The organism is Amycolatopsis sp. cg5, from assembly GCF_041346955.1.
In the GTDB taxonomy this organism is placed as follows: Bacteria; Actinomycetota; Actinomycetes; order Mycobacteriales; family Pseudonocardiaceae; genus Amycolatopsis.
Map to the genome: position 1 here is coordinate 2,779,003 of NZ_CP166849.1, position 17,408 is coordinate 2,796,410.

10 protein-coding genes are annotated in these 17,408 nt (G+C 69.7%); 5 read left to right on the forward strand and 5 right to left on the reverse strand.

The window, feature by feature from the left end:
- Positions 1 to 174: 174 nt before the first annotated feature.
- Entirely contained in the window at positions 175 to 2,928 is a 2,754-nt protein-coding gene (locus AB5J62_RS12775; protein WP_370948423.1) for a BTAD domain-containing putative transcriptional regulator, read from the forward strand.
- Between the two features lies 1 nt (position 2,929).
- Here the strand turns inward: AB5J62_RS12775 and AB5J62_RS12780 are convergent, their stop codons facing one another.
- The 3 genes from AB5J62_RS12780 to AB5J62_RS12790 form a co-directional block, all read right to left on the reverse strand.
- Entirely contained in the window at positions 2,930 to 3,439 is a 510-nt protein-coding gene (locus AB5J62_RS12780; protein ID WP_370948424.1) for a hypothetical protein, read from the reverse strand.
- A 60-nt stretch (positions 3,440 to 3,499) separates the two neighbouring features.
- Entirely contained in the window at positions 3,500 to 4,330 is an 831-nt protein-coding gene (locus AB5J62_RS12785) for a GAF domain-containing protein (protein ID WP_370948425.1), read from the reverse strand.
- Positions 4,331 to 4,426: 96 nt separating this feature from the next.
- Complete coding sequence (locus AB5J62_RS12790) at positions 4,427 to 5,647, reverse strand: oxygenase MpaB family protein (protein WP_370948426.1); 1,221 nt, start codon at positions 5,645 to 5,647, stop codon at positions 4,427 to 4,429.
- Positions 5,648 to 5,719: 72 nt separating this feature from the next.
- Between AB5J62_RS12790 and AB5J62_RS12795 the strand changes: the two genes are divergently transcribed.
- Positions 5,720 to 6,373: a TetR/AcrR family transcriptional regulator gene (locus tag AB5J62_RS12795; RefSeq protein ID WP_370948427.1), complete on the forward strand. Its 654-nt coding sequence runs from the start codon at positions 5,720 to 5,722 to the stop codon at positions 6,371 to 6,373.
- Here the strand turns inward: AB5J62_RS12795 and AB5J62_RS12800 are convergent.
- The gene (locus tag AB5J62_RS12800) at positions 6,366 to 7,622 is read right to left on the reverse strand and encodes a cation:proton antiporter (protein WP_370948428.1); all 1,257 of its coding nucleotides are present in this window, start codon (positions 7,620 to 7,622) and stop codon (positions 6,366 to 6,368) included. The two genes, AB5J62_RS12795 and AB5J62_RS12800, sit on opposite strands and share 8 nt — an antisense overlap.
- Before the next feature lie 360 nt (positions 7,623 to 7,982).
- Between AB5J62_RS12800 and AB5J62_RS12805 the strand changes: the two genes are divergently transcribed.
- From AB5J62_RS12805 to AB5J62_RS12815, 3 genes are all read left to right on the forward strand, one after another.
- Positions 7,983 to 8,672, forward strand: coding sequence for an LLM class flavin-dependent oxidoreductase (locus AB5J62_RS12805; RefSeq protein WP_370948429.1), 690 nt, complete (start codon positions 7,983 to 7,985; stop codon positions 8,670 to 8,672).
- Positions 8,673 to 9,044: 372 nt separating this feature from the next.
- Entirely contained in the window at positions 9,045 to 13,901 is a 4,857-nt protein-coding gene (locus tag AB5J62_RS12810) for a beta-ketoacyl synthase N-terminal-like domain-containing protein (RefSeq protein WP_370948430.1), read from the forward strand.
- A 78-nt stretch (positions 13,902 to 13,979) separates the two neighbouring features.
- A complete protein-coding gene (locus AB5J62_RS12815) occupies positions 13,980 to 16,385 on the forward strand; it encodes an NB-ARC domain-containing protein (RefSeq protein ID WP_370948431.1) in 2,406 nt (801 codons plus the stop codon).
- On the opposite strand, the gene AB5J62_RS12820 is transcribed toward AB5J62_RS12815, so the two are convergent.
- Positions 16,378 to 16,734, reverse strand: coding sequence for a hypothetical protein (locus AB5J62_RS12820; protein WP_370948432.1), 357 nt, complete (start codon positions 16,732 to 16,734; stop codon positions 16,378 to 16,380). The two genes, AB5J62_RS12815 and AB5J62_RS12820, sit on opposite strands and share 8 nt — an antisense overlap.
- Between the last annotated feature and the right edge of the window lie 674 nt (positions 16,735 to 17,408).

Consider the following 17,408-nt stretch of genomic DNA (forward strand, 5'->3'; position numbering starts at 1 on the left):
CGGGCTTTATCCCCGCGTCCTTACCTGACTTGGCGAGTCCGCGACAGTGGCCGACCCGCCGATGCGGCGCCCCGCTTCACCTCGTGGGAACGCTCACGAGGTTCGTCAAAGTCTGCCCACCAAGGCGATCCCCGCGTTAAAGTCCGGCTGGACTTCGTCGGAACGGGGTGGCGGATGCGGGACGGAGAGGTGCGTTTCAGGCTGCTGGGGCCGCTCACCGTGACGGTCGACGGTGCGCGGGTCCCGCTGGGCGGGACGAAGGAGCGGGTGCTGCTGGCGCATCTGCTGCTCAACGCGAACCGGCTGGTCTCGCCGGGACAGCTGATCGAAACGCTGTGGCCGTCCGATCCGCCGACCTCGGCCACCGCGAACTTGCAGACCTACGTGTGGCGGTTGCGCCGCAGGTTGCCGGAGGCCGTCCGACGTGACGGGACCGGCTATTCGCTCACCGTCGACCGTGACGACATCGACGCGTATCGGTTCGCGCGATTGACCGAAGACGCCTCGCGGGCGGCCAAGGAAGGCGCCCCCGAGCAGGCGTTGGCGTTGCTGGGTGAGGCGGAGGCGTTGTGGCTGGGTGATCCGCTGGAGGACCTGCCCGCCACGCCCGCGTGGGACGCGGAACTGGGCAGGCTGGCCGAAAACCGGCTGGCCGCGGTCGAGGAGCGGCTCGCGCTGCAGGTCAGGCTCGGCCGGAACGACGCGACGATCGCCGAGCTGGTCGTGCTGCTCGCGGAGTATCCGTATCGGGAACGCCTGTGGCAGCAGTACATGCTGGCGCTCGACGGCGCCGGGCGGCAGGCCGACGCGCTCAAGGCGTACGCCACCGCGCGGGAGCGGCTGGTCACCGAACTCGGCGTCGAACCGGGGCCGGAACTGCGTGCCGTGCAGGCGGCGATCCTGAGCGGGGAGACCGTCCGGCCCGCGCCGCTGCGGCAGCTGCCCGCCGACATCCCGGACTTCACCGGCCGCGAGGAGTACGTGCGCGAGCTGGAAAATGCGTTGTGCGCGGACCGCGGCACGCCGCCGGTGGTGGTGCTGACCGGGCCGCCCGGCACCGGCAAGACCGCGCTGGCGATGCGGGTCGCGCACCGGCTGGCCGCCCGGTTCCCCGACGGGCAGCTCTACGTCGACCTCTCCGCGACCGGCACGCCCCGCGAACCCGGTGACGTGCTCGCCGATTTCCTGCACGCGCTCGGGATTTCCGGCAAGGCCGTCCCGGCCGGGCTGGCGCAGCGGGCCGCGCTGTTCCGTTCGCGGCTCAGCGGCCGACGGGTGCTGCTCGCGCTCGACGACGCCGCGACCGTGCAGCAGGTCAGGCCGCTGCTGCCGGCGGACGCGGGCTGCGCCGTGCTCGTCACCATCCGGGGCAGGCTGCCCGAGCTCGCCGGCGCGAAACACGTTGAGCTGTCGGTGTTCGACGAGCGCGAGGCCGCGCAGCTGCTCGCCGGGATCGCGGGCACCGAACGCGTCGCGGCCGAACCGGCCGAAGCCGCCGCGATCGTGCGGGCCTGCGGGTATCTGCCGCTGGCGATCCGGATCGCCGGTGCGCGGCTGGCCGGTCGCCAGGCGTGGAGCCTGCGTACCTTGCAGGGCAGGCTGACCGACGAATCGAGCAGGCTGAGCGAACTGCGGGTCGGCGATCTCGGCGTCCGGTCCAGTTTCGAGCTGAGCTTGAGACAGCTGTCCGAAGCCGCGCGCACCGCGTTCGGCAGGCTGGCGCTGCTGGGCGCGCAGGACTTCCCGAGCTGGGTGATGGACGAGCTGCTCGACCGGCCCGCCGCGCATGATGTGCTGGACGTGCTCGTCGACGCGAACCTGTTGTCGCTGGTCGGCACCGACGTCGCCGGGCATCCGCGGTACCGGCTGCACGACCTGCTGCGCTGCTACGCGGCGGAACTGCTTGCGGCGCAACCATTTCAGGGTCAGGCGCTGGCGCGGGTGCTCACCGCGCTGCTGTCGCTGGTGAAGATCGCGGCCGCCGCGCTGCCGTCGGCGTTCGGCGCGATGACCGGGCGCGACCTCGGCGGACGGCTCGACGCGGCCGTGGCGGGTGATCCGCTCAGCTGGTTCACCGCCGAGCGCAAGCTGCTCGCGGCCGCCGTCCAGCTCGCCGCCGACGCCGGGCTGGACGAGCTGGCCTGGCAGCTCACCGCGGCCGCGGTCCCGTTCTACGACCTGCGCGGCGCCTACGACGACTGGGCACGCAGCCACCAAGTCGCGCTGGAAGCCGTTGTGGCGGCGGGAAATCGCGCTGGTGAGGCGGTGCTCGCGCGCGGCCTCGGGCAGGTCCGGCTCTATCACGACGAGTATCCCGAAGCCGAACGCGCGATGACCCGCGCGGCCGAGTTGTTCGCCGAACTCGGCGATGTCAGAGGCGAAGCGCTCGCGGTGGCCGGGCTCGGCACCGTGTCACGGGTGCGCGAGCGTCCGGCGGAGGCCCTGGCCTTCTATCGGCGCGCGCTCGCCGGGCTCGACGAGGCGGGTGACCGCACCGGGGTGGCGCAGATGCGCAACTCGCTCGGCTCGACGCATCTGCTGCTCGGCGAGTTCGCCGAAGCCGAGAAGTGGCTCGGCCGCGCCCGCGAGCTCGCCGCCGAGATCGGCGACGCGCATCGCGAGGCGAAGGTGCTCACCGAGCTGGGCACCCTGCACCGGGAAGCGGGCCGGTTCCCGGAATCACTGGCCTGCCTGCGCCTCGCGCTGTCCATTTTGGACGAGATCGGCGACGAGCGGTGCAGCGCGTACGCGTTGCTCGGCATCGGCCAGGCGCTGCTCGCGACCGGCGAACCCGTGCAGGCGCGCGGAGTCTGCGACCGCGCGCTGCGGGTGTTCCGCGAAACCGGTAACCGGCAAGGGGAACGGACCGGCCTCGCGTTGCTGGAGCAGGCGCAGCGGCGGCGGAGTTCCGCCGCCGCCCGCACCTGAATCAGTTGCTGTTGCCGGGCTTCCAGCCCTTGTAGCTGCCGAAGTAGCTCTGCTTCGCGTGGCCGATCCGGTTGTTGACGCTGGTCGCCCAGACGCCGCCGCTGCCATCGGCGATGCCGACGTGGTAGTTCGCCGAGATCGCCCAGAACACGAACGCGCCCTTCGGCGGCGTGCCGGTGGTGTGCCGGGCGCCGTCGGACGAGGTCCAGTGCTCCTTCGCGGACTCGTGGTGCGTGGTGCGGTTCCACGACAGGCGCGCGGCCCGCTCGCAGTAGTGCTCGTACGCGGTGCTGCCGTTACGCGAGGAGTACCACGCGATGGCCTGCGTGGCGGTCCGCGCCGCGGCCAGCTCCTCGGGCGAGTCGACGATGACGGCGCTCGGGTCGGCGATGTCGGCCGCCGTGATCTCCGAGCGGAGGTCGGTGTCGGTGGTGGCGCCCGCGACGGTCCCACCGCCGATCAGCAGCACCGTCGTCACCGCGGCCACCTGGCAAAGCTTCTTGATACGCATGGGATCTCCCTCTGTTTTCGTCCAACGAGGGAGAGCTTGGCGGCGATCTCTACACCGCCACTACATCGCGGGAAACCGGCAGGCGTGCTGGTGCAGGTCTTCGAGCGCGTCGAGCATCGCCGTGCGGCCGTACCACTGGAGCCAGGCGCCCGTTTGCGCCGCGATGCCGGACAACGCGACGCGGGTGGCGTGGCTCGGCGTGGCACCTGGCCGCGGGTAGTGGACCGAGACGACACCGGCACCGCCGCCGGCCAGGATGGGGACACTGTGCACCGCGCGAATCTCCGCGCGCGCGAGTGTCTCCAGCGCCGGACGATCGAAGATGTCGCATCTGGTGACGTCGGGGACGGTGACCGATCGCCGCGTGTTCAAGGCGATCGCGCAGGCGGTTTCGTCCCCGTCGACGTGGGCGAACTGCCGGACGAACGCGGGCGAGAAACCACGTGCCTGCCTGAGATCGAGCCCGCCCCGCACCGGTGTGACGGTCTGGATGTCACCCTGCGCGGTCTGCGCGTAGCCGGTCGCGGCGTCCACCGCCGCGTCGAGCACGTCCTGCGGCCGGGTGGCGGCCGAGCCTGCGAGGAAACCGACCGGCGGCGCGCTCGTCCAGACCCTGCTGGGAAACCAGGATCGGGCGGCGCGCCGAGGTTCGGGCGCGATGAGCAACGCACGCGCGACCGCGCCGACGGCACGTCCGTGCCTGCGCGCGGCGGTGGCCATGGCGTGCGTCGCCGTTGCCGGGTCCGGCAGGTCGTAGCGTTCCATCAGCACCATGGCCGCCTGATGCTGAGCCGCCCGGTCCAGCAAGGCGGCCAGCACGTCGTCGGTGGCCGACGGGTGCGGCGACCCGGTGTGGTTCGGGGACTCGGCCGGGTCAGTCACGATGAACATCACGATCGACCATCCGAGGTCTCCTTCGGCCAAGCCCCCGTCCCACTATCCGCAGCGATGGCCCGCCGGGCAAGCCGCCAATCGGCCAGGTGATTTTCAGCCGGGCCGGTTGGTGTCCGGGATCTCGATGCTGATCGGCTTCGCCTCGCCCAGGTAGAACAGCATGAGCTTGCGGATCAGCTCGTCGAGCGTCCACGAGATCGGCGGCGCCAGCGGCCAGGTGAGCACCCCTTCGCGTACCCGCACCCACAGCGGCAATCCGTTGCGCACCAACGGATCCCAGACCGGCTCGCGGGGCACCTCGATCCAGTCGGACACGCGGTCGCCGAGCAGGTAGCGCGTGAGCGAGTTGAGCAGCGCGCGGGTGACCGGCTGTCCGGGCCCGGTCGCCTGGCTGGCCATGTCGAGCAGGGTGTCGGCGAGCGAGACGCCCTCGGGGGTCGGCGCCAGCACGGGATCGAGCACCTGCGCGGACTGGGCGTAGGCGGCGTCCCAGGTGGCGGGCACGTACTCGTCCCGGATGCCGAGCATGTGCGCGTTGACCTGCCACAGATGCAGATAGGCCGCGGATTCGGCGGGGGAGACGCGGACCCGCCAGTCGGTGAGCTTGCGCATGACCAAGGTCGGCAAGGTGTGCCAGGTGACCAGCATGTCGTTCTGGCTGATCGGGATCTGCCCGCCGCTGTGCGGCCAGTGCGGGGATTTCGGCAGCAGATGCCGCACGGCGGCGTGCACCAGCCGCGTCTTCACCGAGCTCACGATGGCGTCGCCGTCGGGCTTGTAGGCGTTGAGCGCGTGGGCGTCGACCCCGAACTTGGTGGTCTTGGCGATGCGGTCCTTCATGTCCGCGCCGCCCTTGGAGTGATAGACCGCGCGGGCCTCGGCCGGGATGGCGGTGCTCATCATCCCGCCGCCGAGCCCGTACACGAGGATGAGGTAGGTCCCCTTGGCCTTGATGAAGTCGCCGACCCGGTCGAGTTTCGCCCGGTCGGCCCACGAGGGCAGCCGCCGCGCCTGCTCCATGAACGCGCGCAGATCCTCCGGCAGGCCGGCCGGAAGTGGCTGGTCATTGCGGGTCCACGTGCGCAGCAGGGCGTTCACCCTCGGCACGTCGCCGCGATCGAGGATCGACGCGAGCAGCGGATCGGCTTCCTCGTCCCACACCCACCTCGGGTCGGCGCCCGCACCGGCGCCCGCCACCGAGCCGCTGGCAGGCCAGGTCCAGTGGGAGTGCGCTTGAGCGGGTGCCGCCATGCCCATCGCGCCCAGCGCCCCGCCGGTGATCATCAACATTTTGCGTCTGCTGAGTTCGTCCACGCCCTCAACTCCTCGTCGAGCTGATACGGTGATACAAGTTGCGTAATCGCGTATCATCAAGGAGAGCACACAATGGGCCGAGACACCACCCCCGGCTCCGACTCGGTGCTGGAGCGCGCTTTCGCCGAAGCGCTCACGGAGGATCCCGGCACCGACGAGACCACCACCCGCATCCTCGACGGCGCCTACGACCAGTTCTGCCGCATCGGCATCCGCCGCTCGACGATGGAGGACGTCGCCCGCCGCGCCGGCGTCTCACGCATCACCGTCTACCGCCGCTTCCCCACCAAGGACGCGTTGGTCGAGCACGTGGTCCGCCGCGAGTTCCGCCGCTACTTCAACGAGTTCCTGCTCGAAATCCGGCAGGCGCGCACGGTGGCCGACCGGGTGGTTCTCGGCTTCGCGACCTCGCTGCGCGCCATCAGGGGCAACCCGCTGATCGGCGGCCTGATGGACCTCGAACCCGACGTGCTCGTGCCGTCCATGATCAGCGACGGCGGCCAGACACTGGCCGCCGTCCAGCGCTTCGTCGCGAGCAGGCTCCGTCTCGAGCAGCGGGCGGGCACGGTGTCGGCCGCCGTCGACGTCGAAGTCGTCGCCGAGCTCATGGTCCGCCTGTCGTCGTCGTTCCTGGTCACCCCGAGCCAGGTGATCGACCTCGACGACGACGCGCAGGTGCGGGAGCTGGCCAGGCGCTACCTCGTGCCGATGCTCTCGGCTACTTGACCGTCCCGAGCTTGCGGATGACGGGCTCCGAGCCCGCGCCGTGCAGCACGACGCTGCCGATCACGACCAGCACGGTGCTCAGCAGGACCGTGTCCGCGGGAACCCCGTCCGGCAGCCCGTTGTAGGCGATCAGGCCGAAGACGATGGTCGTCGTCCCGCGCGGCCCGAGCAACCCGATCAGCACCCGGTCCCGGCGCGGGAGCGAGCAGCCGAGCAGTGACGCGAGCACCGGAACGAACCGGATGACGGTCAGCGCGGCGACACAGAACACGACCGCCTGCCAGCTGATCCCGACGATGAACATCACCACAGCGGCCAGTCCGACCACGAACCACATGGTCATGGTCATCAGCGCGGTGAGGTCTTCCAGCAACCCGAAGTCCTTGGTGAGCGCGGTCAGCGCGTGCCCACGCTGCCCGGACGGCGCGCGGTGGATCGCCCGCGCGATCAGCAGCCGGTGCACGTACCGGAACGCGATCCCGCACACGAACGACGTCACGAACCCGTTCCCGCCCAGCTGCACGGCGGTCGAGTACGCCACCAGCGGCGTCAGCGCGACGACGATCCGCCGGGTCTGCGCCGACGTCCACCCGGCCCGGTCGGTCCGGTGCATCAGCCACGCCACGAGGCTCCCGAGCGCGAGCCCCACCCCGATCGCGATCGCCGCCTGCGAGAACGCCGTCCCCAGCGCGCCCAGCGGCGTCTTGGCCTCACCCTCACCGCTACCGGCCAGCAGCAGAGCGAACACGAACACCGGCGTGACGATCCCGTCGTTGTACCCGCCTTCGACGTTCAGCACACTGCGCACCCGAGCCGACAGCCGCCGATCCCGCACGACCCCCTCACTCGGCGCGAAGTCGATCGGCATCACCACACACGCGACGATCAGCAGCATCGTCCACGAAAGATCAGGGAACAGCACCGCACCCAGCAGCATCGCCAGCCCGATGCTCACCGGCATCGCCAGCAACAGCACCCGCCCGGCCACCCCGGGCGAGTTACCCCACAGCCTGCCGCCCCGGATTTCGGTGGCGTCGACGAACAACAGGAACGCCAGGATGATCTCGGCGACATGCTGCGCCACATCGGTGTTCAGCGCGGCGGCGACCGAGTCCTGCACCAACAGTCCAATGAGGATTCCCCCGAGCACCATCATCGCGGGCGCCCCGAGATTCCAGCGTTGCAACCGCAAGGCCGCGAGCGAACGGACCATGGCGACCGCGGCGGCGGCGAGGACTGTGGGGATCATTCTCTGGTCAACCTTCAGTGCGTCGCCTAGGCGACTGGACGGCAAGATCGATCCCAACCTATCGGGTCGGCGCAGGTGAAGCGATGTGAGAAGCCTCCCGGCGCCGTGTCGTCCAACCAGGTCAGATGTGGCCGCTGCGCCAGGTGGGATGACGTGAACGCCTCGTTCGCGACGTTGAAAGTTGTGAACGGGGCGTTCACGTCGTCTCACTGGCGGTTGCCGCGCTTCAGCGGGTGGATGAAACGGGACGGGCGCGAGTCGTCGCCGGTGTGCGCGCGTTCGGAAAGGACGGCGAGGTGCGGGTCCCGGGGCTGGCTCGGTGCGTCGCGGGAACGAAACCGGCGGACTAGCGTGCCGGGTATGGATGATGTTCGTGTGGGTGTGGTGTTCCGGCCGGATTCACCGCCGGAGGACCTGCGTCAGACCGTGCGCGCCGCCGACGAGGCCGGTGTCGACGAGCTGTGGCTGTGGGAGGACTGCTTTCGCGAAGGTGGGCTGACCTCGTGCGCGGCCGCGCTGGCGTGGAGCGAAAGGCTGACCGTCGGGATCGGCCTGATGCCGGTGCCGCTGCGCAACCCGGCCGTCACCGCGATGGAGATCGCCACGCTCGCGCGGCTGTTCCCCGGCCGGTTCGTCCCGGCCGTCGGTCACGGGGTGCTGGAGTGGATGGCACAGGTCGGCGCCCGCGCCGCGTCGCCGATGACATTGCTGCGCGAGCACGCCGACGCCGTCCGGCGCCTGCTGCACGGCGAGACCGTCAGCACGGCCGGGCGATACGTGCGGCTCGACACGGTCGCGCTGGACTGGCCGCCGCGACAGGTGCCGCCCCTGATCATCGGCGCGCGGGGGCCGAAGACCGTCGCGCTGGCCGGCGAGGTGGGTGATGGTGTGCTCCTGGACGCGCTGGTCGTCACCCCGGAGTACGTCGCGGCGGAGGCCACCCGGGTGGCCGAGGCCGCGCGGGCGCCGGCCGACCGGCGCCGCAGGTCGTCGTGTTCGCCGAGATCGAACCGAACGTTCCCGCGCTCGGTGATCGCGCCCGCGAACTGATCGACGAGCTGGCCGCCGCCGGCGCGACTTCCGTTGTCTTGCAATGCACTTCGCAGAACCCGGACCCCGGGCAGCTGATCGCCGCGCTTTCCCGCTGACGGCGCCTCCCGCGGAGGTGGAGCGAGGGGACCCTTGGGTGCGAAATACGCACCGAGGGGTCCCCTCGCTTCAGTTCAACACTCGAAAACTTGAGGCAGCTTGCTGCGGCGTGGCCGTTGAAAGCGGCAGGAAGTTGCAGGATCGGGCCAGTGAAAATCGACTATCCTGGTTGTCGATAATGCGTTTTCGCATTCTCTGCGGGTAAAAGGATTCGCTTAAGGCTGAATGGCCCGCGTGCCGAACCGCCGCTCCGGTGAGCGTTGGTACGAAAGGATGAGCGTGCGGGTAGACAGCAAGCCGGAGCCGGTCGCCGTGGTCGGGATCGGGTGCCGGTTGCCGGGAGACACCACTACTCCTGACGCTTTCTGGGATTTGCTGCGCCGGGGTGTGAACACCACATCGGATATTCCTGATGACCGCTGGGAACCCTATGCGGAATTGGGTGCCGAGGCGGCTTCGGTATTGCGGGACACCGTGCGGCGGGGCAGTTTTCTGCGTGACATGGATGGATTCGACGCGGACTTCTTCGGGTTGTCGCCGCGTGAGGCCGAGCTGATGGATCCGCAGCAGCGGATACTGCTCGAGGTCGCCTGGGAAGCGCTGGAACACGCCGGTGTTCCGCCGCGTTCGCTGGCGGGCAGCGAAACCGGTGTGTTCGTCGGCTCCTGCACCGACGACTATCGCCGTCAGCTGCTCGAAGACGTGGCACACATGGATGCTTGGAGCGGGATCGGGGCGGCCCGGTGCGGGGTGGCCAACCGCATCTCGCACGTGCTCGATCTGCGCGGACCCAGTCTTGCCGTCGACACCGCGTGCTCGGCGTCGCTGGTGGCGCTGCATCTGGCGTGCCAGAGTCTGCGCTCGGCGGAAACCGGGCTGGCGCTCGTGGCCGGGGTGAATCTGCTCATCTCGCCGGGGGAGACCGTCACGCTGAACCTCGCGGGCGCGCTTGCCGCCGACGGGCGTTCGAAGGCGTTCGACGCGACCGCCGACGGCTACGGGCGCGGCGAAGGCTGTGGCGTGCTCGTGCTCAAGCTGCTGGCGGACGCTCAGCGGGACGGGGATCGGGTGCTGGCGGTCGTCCGGGGCAGCGCGGTGAGCCAGGACGGGCACACCAACGGGATCATGGCGCCGAACGGTGACGCGCAGCGGCAGGTGATGGAAAGCGCCTGCCGACACGCCGGTGTCGACCCGCGGACCGTCGGGTTCGTCGAGGCGCACGGGACCGGGACGCTGGTGGGGGATCCGTTGGAGGCGGCCGCGTTGAGCGCCGTGTACGGCGCGGACCGTGCCGACGACGGGTGCTACATCGGCTCGGTGAAGACCAACATCGGGCATCTGGAAGGCGCCGCGGGTGTGGTCAGCGTGATCAAGGCCGTGCTCGCGCTCTGGCACGCGGAGATACCCGCGAGTCTGCTGGTCTCCGAGCCGAACCCGGCGATTCCCTGGCAGGACAACGGTCTTCGGATCGCGACGGAGCACGTGGCGTGGCCCGCGGACGGGCGGCCGCGCCGGGCGAGCGTGTCCGGGTTCGGCTACGGCGGCACCATCGGGCACATCGTGCTCGAACAGGCGCCTGCGCGGCCGCCGGCGCGGCCGGACGGGCCGCCGCGCGATCGGCTGTTCACCGTGTCCGCCGCGTCCGAGGAGGCGTTGCGCCGCCGGGCCCGCGAACTCGCCGACTGGCTGACCCGGACCGGGGAGATCTCGCTCGACTCGCTGGGGCACAGCTTGGCCGTCCGGCGATCCCATCTCGGGTACCGCGCGGCGATCGTGGCTTCGGACGCGGCCGAGCTGAGCGAGAAGCTGCGCGCCTTCGCCGAAGACGAGGACGAGGACGCCGTGGCGACACCGGTCGATGGCGGGCTGGTGCTGGTGTTCTCGGGACATGGTTCGCAGTGGATCGGGATGGGCCGGGGGCTGCTGGCCACCGAGCCCGCGTTCGCCGCCGTGCTCGACGAGCTGGTGCCGGTGTTCACCGAGGAGCTGGGCCGCACACCACGGCAGGTGCTGCTGGACGGCGATCTCGACGACGTGGTGCTGATCCAGGCGATGATCTTCGCGATGCAGGTCGGGCTGGCCGGGGTGCTGCGCGCGCGAGGTGTCGTCCCGGCCGCGGTGATCGGGCATTCGGTGGGCGAGATCGCCGCCGCGGTGACCGCGGGCGTGCTCGACCTGGCCGAGGGCGCCCGGCTGAGCTGCCGCCGGTCGAAACTGCTGGCTCGGGAAGCCGGACTGGGCGCGATGGCCATGGTCGGTCTGCCCTTCGCCGAGGTCGAGAAGCGGCTCGCCGACAGGGCTGGGCTGGTCGCGGCCATCCAGTCCTCACCAGTGTCCACTGTGGTCTCCGGTGAACCCGCTGTGCTCGACGCCGTGGCGGAACAGTGGCGAGCGGAGGGGATCACGGTCCGCCGGGTGGCGTCCGATGTGGCGTTCCACAGCCCGCGGATGGACCCATTGGCGGCCGAGCTGTCGAACGCAGTGTCCTGCTTGCGTCCCAAACAGCCGCAAATTCCGATGTACAGCACCACTTTGCCCGGCGTACCAGGCTGCGACGCCGCGTATTGGGCGGCCAACCTGCGGAACCCGGTGCGCTTGGCCGACGCGGTGACCGCGGCTGCGGGCGACGGGCACCGGCTCTTCCTGGAGGTCTCGCCGCACCCGGTGGTGACCCATTCGATCAGCGAAACGCTGTCCGAACTCGGGCTCGCGGACGTGTTCGTCGATGGCACGTTGCGGCGCGAGGAGTCCGAGCGGCAGCGGCTGCTTTCCGCGCTGGGCGCGCTCTATTGCCATGGTGTCGAGATCGACTGGGCCGGTCTGTACCCGGCGGGCACGCTGGTCGACATCCCGGCGAACCCGTGGCGCCACCGGTCCTTGTGGTGGCGGCCGAAGCTCGGCGGTGACCCGGCGCCCCGGCACGACCCCGCCAGTCGGACTCTGCTCGGCGGCGAGAGCACCATCGCGGGCAGCCCGCTCCGGGTGTGGCAGAGCACGCTCGACGACAACAGCCGTCCCTATCCGGGAAGCCACAGCATCAACGGGGTGGAGATCGTGCCCGCCGCGGTGTTCGTCACCTCGTTCTTCGAGGCCGTTGGCTCTCTCGCACTGCGCGGGATCACCATGACCAGCCCGCTGATGACCGCCGAACGCAGGCACGTCCAGGTGATCCGCGACGGTGACTCGGTCCGGCTGGCCTCACGCGGTGCCGAAGCGGAGTGGGTGACGCATGCCGAGGCGTCCGTCGCGGCGCCGCCGAGGGACTTGACCGGCGGGCCCGTCGTGTCCGCCGAGCTGGACAGTGTCGTCACCTCGCTGGTGCACGACCGGCTCAGCGCGGTCGGCGTGCCGTCGACCGGGTTCGACTGGACGGTCGTCGACCTGCGCCGCGGCCACGGCGAGCTGCGTGGCAAGGTCGTCTTCCCGGCGGGTTCGACCACTTGGGCGCCGCTGCTGGACGCCGTGATGACGCTCGCGCCGGTCACCTACCCGGGTGACCCGGTGCTGCGGATGGTCGTGGCCGCGGACGAGCTCGCGGTGCTGGGCGAGCCGCCCGCGTCCGCGGTGATCGACATCGCCGTGCGCGCCGGCCGCCCGGACGTCGTGGACGTCAAGGCCACCGGGCCCGACGGCACGGTGCTGGCCAGGGTCGACGGCCTGCGGTACGCGGTCATCGGCGCCGTCGCCGACGATCGGCCGCAGGTGCACGAACTCGCCTGGCGGCCCGTGACGCTCGTGGCGGCCCCGAGTTCGGACCGGCCGCTGATCGTCGTCGGCGCGTGGGACACGGTGGCGGACCAGGTGGTCGCGCTGGCGCGAACGCGGGGGCGCGACGCCCGGCTGCTCACCGATGCCACCCAGCTCGCGGACTTCGACGGCTCCGACATCCTGCTGGTGCTTCCGGAAGCGGTGACCTGGAAGGCCGCCGAGGCGCAGCTCGAGTCGCTCAGCGGTTTGGCCGCGGGCGATTCGGCCAGGCTGTGGTGCCTCACGAACGGCACCGGCAGGTCACCGGCCGGTGCGGCGGTCGCCGGGTTCGCCAGGACGATCTCGGCCGGGGTGATCGAGGTGGACGGTCGCGCCGAGCCGGCTACCGCGGAACTCGTGCTCGACCTCATCGGCTCGGATTCCGGGGAAGGCCGGGTCGCCGTGCGCGACGGCCGTCCCCTCGCGGCCAGGCTGACCGGGCTGTCGGGGCCGCCCGGTCAGCCGTCCACGCGGTGCCGTCCCGGTAGCACGTATCTGGTCGCGGGCGGGCCGACCCCGCTCGGCCTGGCGGCGGCCGAGCGGTTGGCCGGACTCGGCGCGAGGCGGATCCTGTTCACCGTGCCGGAACCGTTCCCGTCGCGTGGCGAATGGGAAACCAGCGTTGACGACCAGGTCGCCGGCGTGCTGGCGTTGGAGGCTCGTGGCATCACCGTGCGCGTGGTGGTCGCCGTCTCCGACGCCACCGCGCTCGCGGACCCTGATCGGCTCGGCCTGCCTGCCATCCGCGGTGTCGTCTGCCTGCCCGACGCACTGCCACTGTGGTCGGTGCACGAGCTGTTTCCCTTGGGATCGTTGGACTTCCTCGTCTTCTTCAGCTCGGGGGAGCAGGCACTCGGGCTGCCGGGATCACCCGACTCCGCCTTGGCGGACGCGCTCGCGGCGCATCGCTCGGGCCGAGGCGAGCACACGCTGAACGTGGGACTGGTGCCAGGCAAGGAAATCAGTCCCGCCGACGCGGTTTCGGCATGGGACGCCGCCGATCGACGAGGCCTCGCCTCTTGCTTGGTCTTGCGGAGCGGCGTACTCGACTGCAGCCTGCCGATTCTCGGCGCGGAGCCGGACGAGCCGGAAGCCCACGAGGAGCAGCCTTCCGTACTCGATCCGTTGGTGTTGCTGGAAAAGCTCACCGAGGAAGTCCGGGCGCAGATCGCGAAGGAGATGCGGCTCGAACCCGCTGATCTCACCGTCTCCCGGCCGCTGACGGAGCAGGGCCTGGACTCCATCCTGACCGCCATGGTGCAACGGCGGCTGGAAAAACGGTTCGAGTGCAAGCTTCCGGTCACTTTGCTGTGGCGGACCCCGACCGTGGTCGCGATCGCGGAGCATCTCGCGGACCTGCTGTCCACGAGTTCGGGGCGCTGACCGCCTCGCGCTAGTACACGATCGGGTGACTCGGCGGCGTCGGCGTGCCGACGAGATCAAGTCGTGGATAATGCGGCCATGGCGGACGCGATCTCGGACGGGGCTTCTGCGACCTTCGGGGAGCTTCTCAAGGGGTACCGCGTTCGTGCCGGTGTGACGCAACAAGAGCTTGCCGAGCAGGCAGGCATCAGCGTGCGGGCGATCAGCGACATGGAGCGGGGGACCGTCAAGTCTCCGCAGCGCGGGACGATCGAACTGCTGGCTCCGCCGCTGGCGCTGGCCGAGGACGAACTCACCTCGCTGCAAAAGTCCGCGAAGCGGGCTCGGGCGCCGATGACCGTCGCCGCGCCGCTGGAATTCTCCGCGTTCGGCACGTTGCCTGCCGACATCGACGATCTCACCGGCCGGAAGTGCGATCTCGGCATGCTGCGCGCACTCGCCGTCGAACCGAAGAACCCCCGGCGGTCGGGGCGTTTCGCGGTGCTGAGCGGGCCTCCTGGCACCGGCAAGACGAGTCTCGCGGTGCGGGCGGCGCACGACTTCGCCGACCGGTTTCCCGACGGCCAGCTGTTCTTGAAACTGCGCGGGCTGGCGCCCGAGGCGCACGACCCGGCGGACGTGCTGCACCAGATGCTGCGGTCACTGGGTGTCGATACCCAGCGCATCCCGTCGGACCTGGAAAACCGGGTGAGCATGGGCAGGCTGCTGCTGGAGGACAGGGCGGTCTTCATCGTGCTCGACGACGCGGCCGACGAGGCGCAGGTGCGGCCGCTGCTGGTCGGCGGGCCGCGCTGCCTCACCTTGGTGACGAGCCGTCAGATGCTGGTGGGAATCGAAGGGGCGCAACGGCTCAGCCTCGACGTGCTCGGCCACGAAGACGCGCTCGCCCTGCTGGCGGCCATCGTCGGCGAGGAACGCGTCGCGGGCGAACGCGAAGCCGCGAGCGAACTCGTCGAGCTGTGCGGGCGGCTGCCGCTGGCGCTGCGTATCGCGGGTAACCGGCTCGCGAGCAGGCCCATGTGGCCGCTGACCCATCTCGTCGGCCTGCTCCGCGACCAAGGCAGGCGTCTGACGGCGCTCACCGCAGGCGATCTCGACGTCCGCAGCGTGTTCGAGCTGTCGTATCGCCAGCTCAGCCCGAACGCCGGCATGGTCTTTCGCAGGCTTTCCCTGGTGCCGTCCGCTGAATTCTCGGCGGGCGCGGTGATGGCGCTGATCGACGCGCCGGACGAGGACGACGCGGCGATCCTGCTGGAAGAACTCGCCGACGCCAGTTTGCTGCAGACGTGCACGCAGAACGGCCGATACCAGTTCCACGACCTGCTCAGGGTGTTCGCGACGGAACGGCTGAGCCAGGACGAGGCTCCCGAAACCATGGCGGTGGCGGAAAGTCGCCTTGTCAGGTGGCTGGTCAGGACGGCGGCCGCCGCGGCCGCCTACTTCCAGCCGACGGACGAGTACACCCCGCAGCCTCGGGCGACGCCGTGGTTCGCCGACCACGCCGGCGCCGGGCGATGGCTCGCGGAGGAGTCACCGAACTGGCTGGCCGCGGCGGAGAAGCGTGCCGAATCCGGCGCGCACCAAGAGGTTCTCGACCTGGCCAGGGCCATGCACTGGTACGCGGAGCTCGGCGGCACGGTGGACATCGGCGAGCTGCTCGAACTCGCGGTGCGCTCGGCGATCGCGGTCGGCAGCAAGCTCGACGAAGCATTGCACCGCAATTACCTGAGCCGGATGCGCAGCGCCTGGCAGGGTGACCGGTCGTGCGCTGCCGTCGAGCTGGCGGAGCAGGCCTGCGCGGCCGCGCAGGCGGCGGGCGATCTGCGCGTTCAAGGCTGGGCGCTGACCTACCTCGCGGTGGCGCGTCGCGATGCCGATGGCCCGGACGCTTTTCTGGAGCCGGTCGCCGAAGCGGTGCGGCTGTTCGAGAAGGCGGACTATCCGCTCGGCGTCCACCTGGTGAAATTCATGCGCGCGGAGCACGCGTACGAGAACGGTGGATTCGAAGACGCCGCCGCCGAGTTCGATGTCTGTGTCCGGTACTTCAGGCAGCTGAACGGGGGCAGGCGCAACCCGCCGGACGACATCAATTTCGCGAACCTGCTGCTGCACTCGGCGCAGAATCTGGCCGCTCTCAAGGCATTCGACGAGGCGCTCGGTCGCTGTGACGAAGCACTGGAGCTGTTCGGTCGCCACGGCGTGACCATGGGCAAGGCTCGCACGTTGCAGGCGATCGGCGGGTTTCTGCGCCAGCGCGGAGAGCTCGCGAAGGCGCACGACAGGCTGGCCGAGGCGCACGCGCTGTTCGAACGTGCCGGACTGCCTCAGTCCCAAGTGGAAACCCTGTCCGACATGGCCGTTTTATCCGACGAGTTGGGCGACCCGGTATCGGCGCGCGGTGAACGGGAACGCGCATTGTCGCTCTGCGGCAGGCTGGACTCCGCCGAAGCGGTGAAACTGCGGGAAAAGCTGACGGTCAGATAAATGTGGTGCAGGTCCGAAGATTGCACATGGCGAGCTGAATGAGTCGCTTTTGCTCGTATTCGTGCCTGTTTTCCACCGTGAAGTAACTGTTGACGCCGTCGATCTTGACGGCGGGGTAAACGTATCCGCGATTCGAACCCGGCTTCACCCAGTATTCGCCGTCGTAGTACCCGTCGCCACGACCGTGGTCGGTCCAGGACTTGCAGAGGTAAGCCTCATCCGAATCTATCCAAAAGCGTTGGCAGCGCTCACCTTTGTCGGTGGCGGCCTGCGCGCTGCCATGGCCGGTCATCATCAGGCCCGCTGCCACCGCGACGGCGGCCAGTAGGGTCGAAACTTGGTTTTTCATCGTTCGCTCTTTCTTGTGGGAAAAGGAGCGGTGGCGGATTCATGGTGAACCCGCCACCACCGTCAACGTGTGTCCTGGGTCAGCCCATGCAGGTGTTGGTGGACCAGCAGAGAATGCCGCCGGCGGCGAGATCGGCGGCGACGTCCTCCGACCACAGGTCCAGAACCTCGTCACGCGTGATTTCGTTGTTCATTTCGAACCCCTTTCGTCAAGGTGTGTTCACTCAGGATTCATAATGTAGAGGCCGCATTCGCTTTTTGACCCCGGTCGCGCAGGTTCCTGCGGCACTCCGTGTGCTGACTGCAGTTTGCTGCGCACGGACGGAAACTGTCCGCTCACGGCCTGTGTGCCCAGGGCCTCGGCAAAGTCGCTCGTCGCGGAGCACACAAACGCCACTTTTGTAGCGCTGATCGGAACATAAGCCCCGTTCGTTTCCTTCGTGCGGCTATGGCGGACCGGGCAAGTTGATCTACGTGAACGCCACTTTCGCAACGTTGAAGGTGGTGAACGCCTCGTTCACCACCTTCAGAGCGGCCCGAGAGCGCGGATATCACCCGCCCGCGACGCTGACTTTGCCGGAGCCCTGGCCTGTGCGCTTGTCGGGCAGCCGCTCTCGGCGTCGCGGGATAGCATTCGGGCAGATCCAGGTGTGTGCGGAAGAAGGGATGGTCGGC

What these genes read in the sequence shown, in the direction of transcription:
- AB5J62_RS12810 (WP_370948430.1), top strand. Translation starts at nt 9,045, where the DNA reads ATGAGCGTGCGGGTAGACAGCAAGCCGGAGCCGGTCGCCGTGGTCGGG.
- AB5J62_RS12815 (WP_370948431.1), top strand. Translation starts at nt 13,980, where the DNA reads ATGGCGGACGCGATCTCGGACGGGGCTTCTGCGACCTTCGGGGAGCTT.
- AB5J62_RS12820 (WP_370948432.1), bottom strand. Translation starts at nt 16,734, where the DNA reads ATGAAAAACCAAGTTTCGACCCTACTGGCCGCCGTCGCGGTGGCAGCG.
- AB5J62_RS12785 (WP_370948425.1), bottom strand. Translation starts at nt 4,330, where the DNA reads ATGTTCATCGTGACTGACCCGGCCGAGTCCCCGAACCACACCGGGTCG.
- AB5J62_RS12805 (WP_370948429.1), top strand. Translation starts at nt 7,983, where the DNA reads ATGGATGATGTTCGTGTGGGTGTGGTGTTCCGGCCGGATTCACCGCCG.
- AB5J62_RS12800 (WP_370948428.1), bottom strand. Translation starts at nt 7,622, where the DNA reads ATGATCCCCACAGTCCTCGCCGCCGCCGCGGTCGCCATGGTCCGTTCG.
- AB5J62_RS12780 (WP_370948424.1), bottom strand. Translation starts at nt 3,439, where the DNA reads ATGCGTATCAAGAAGCTTTGCCAGGTGGCCGCGGTGACGACGGTGCTG.
- AB5J62_RS12795 (WP_370948427.1), top strand. Translation starts at nt 5,720, where the DNA reads ATGGGCCGAGACACCACCCCCGGCTCCGACTCGGTGCTGGAGCGCGCT.
- AB5J62_RS12775 (WP_370948423.1), top strand. Translation starts at nt 175, where the DNA reads ATGCGGGACGGAGAGGTGCGTTTCAGGCTGCTGGGGCCGCTCACCGTG.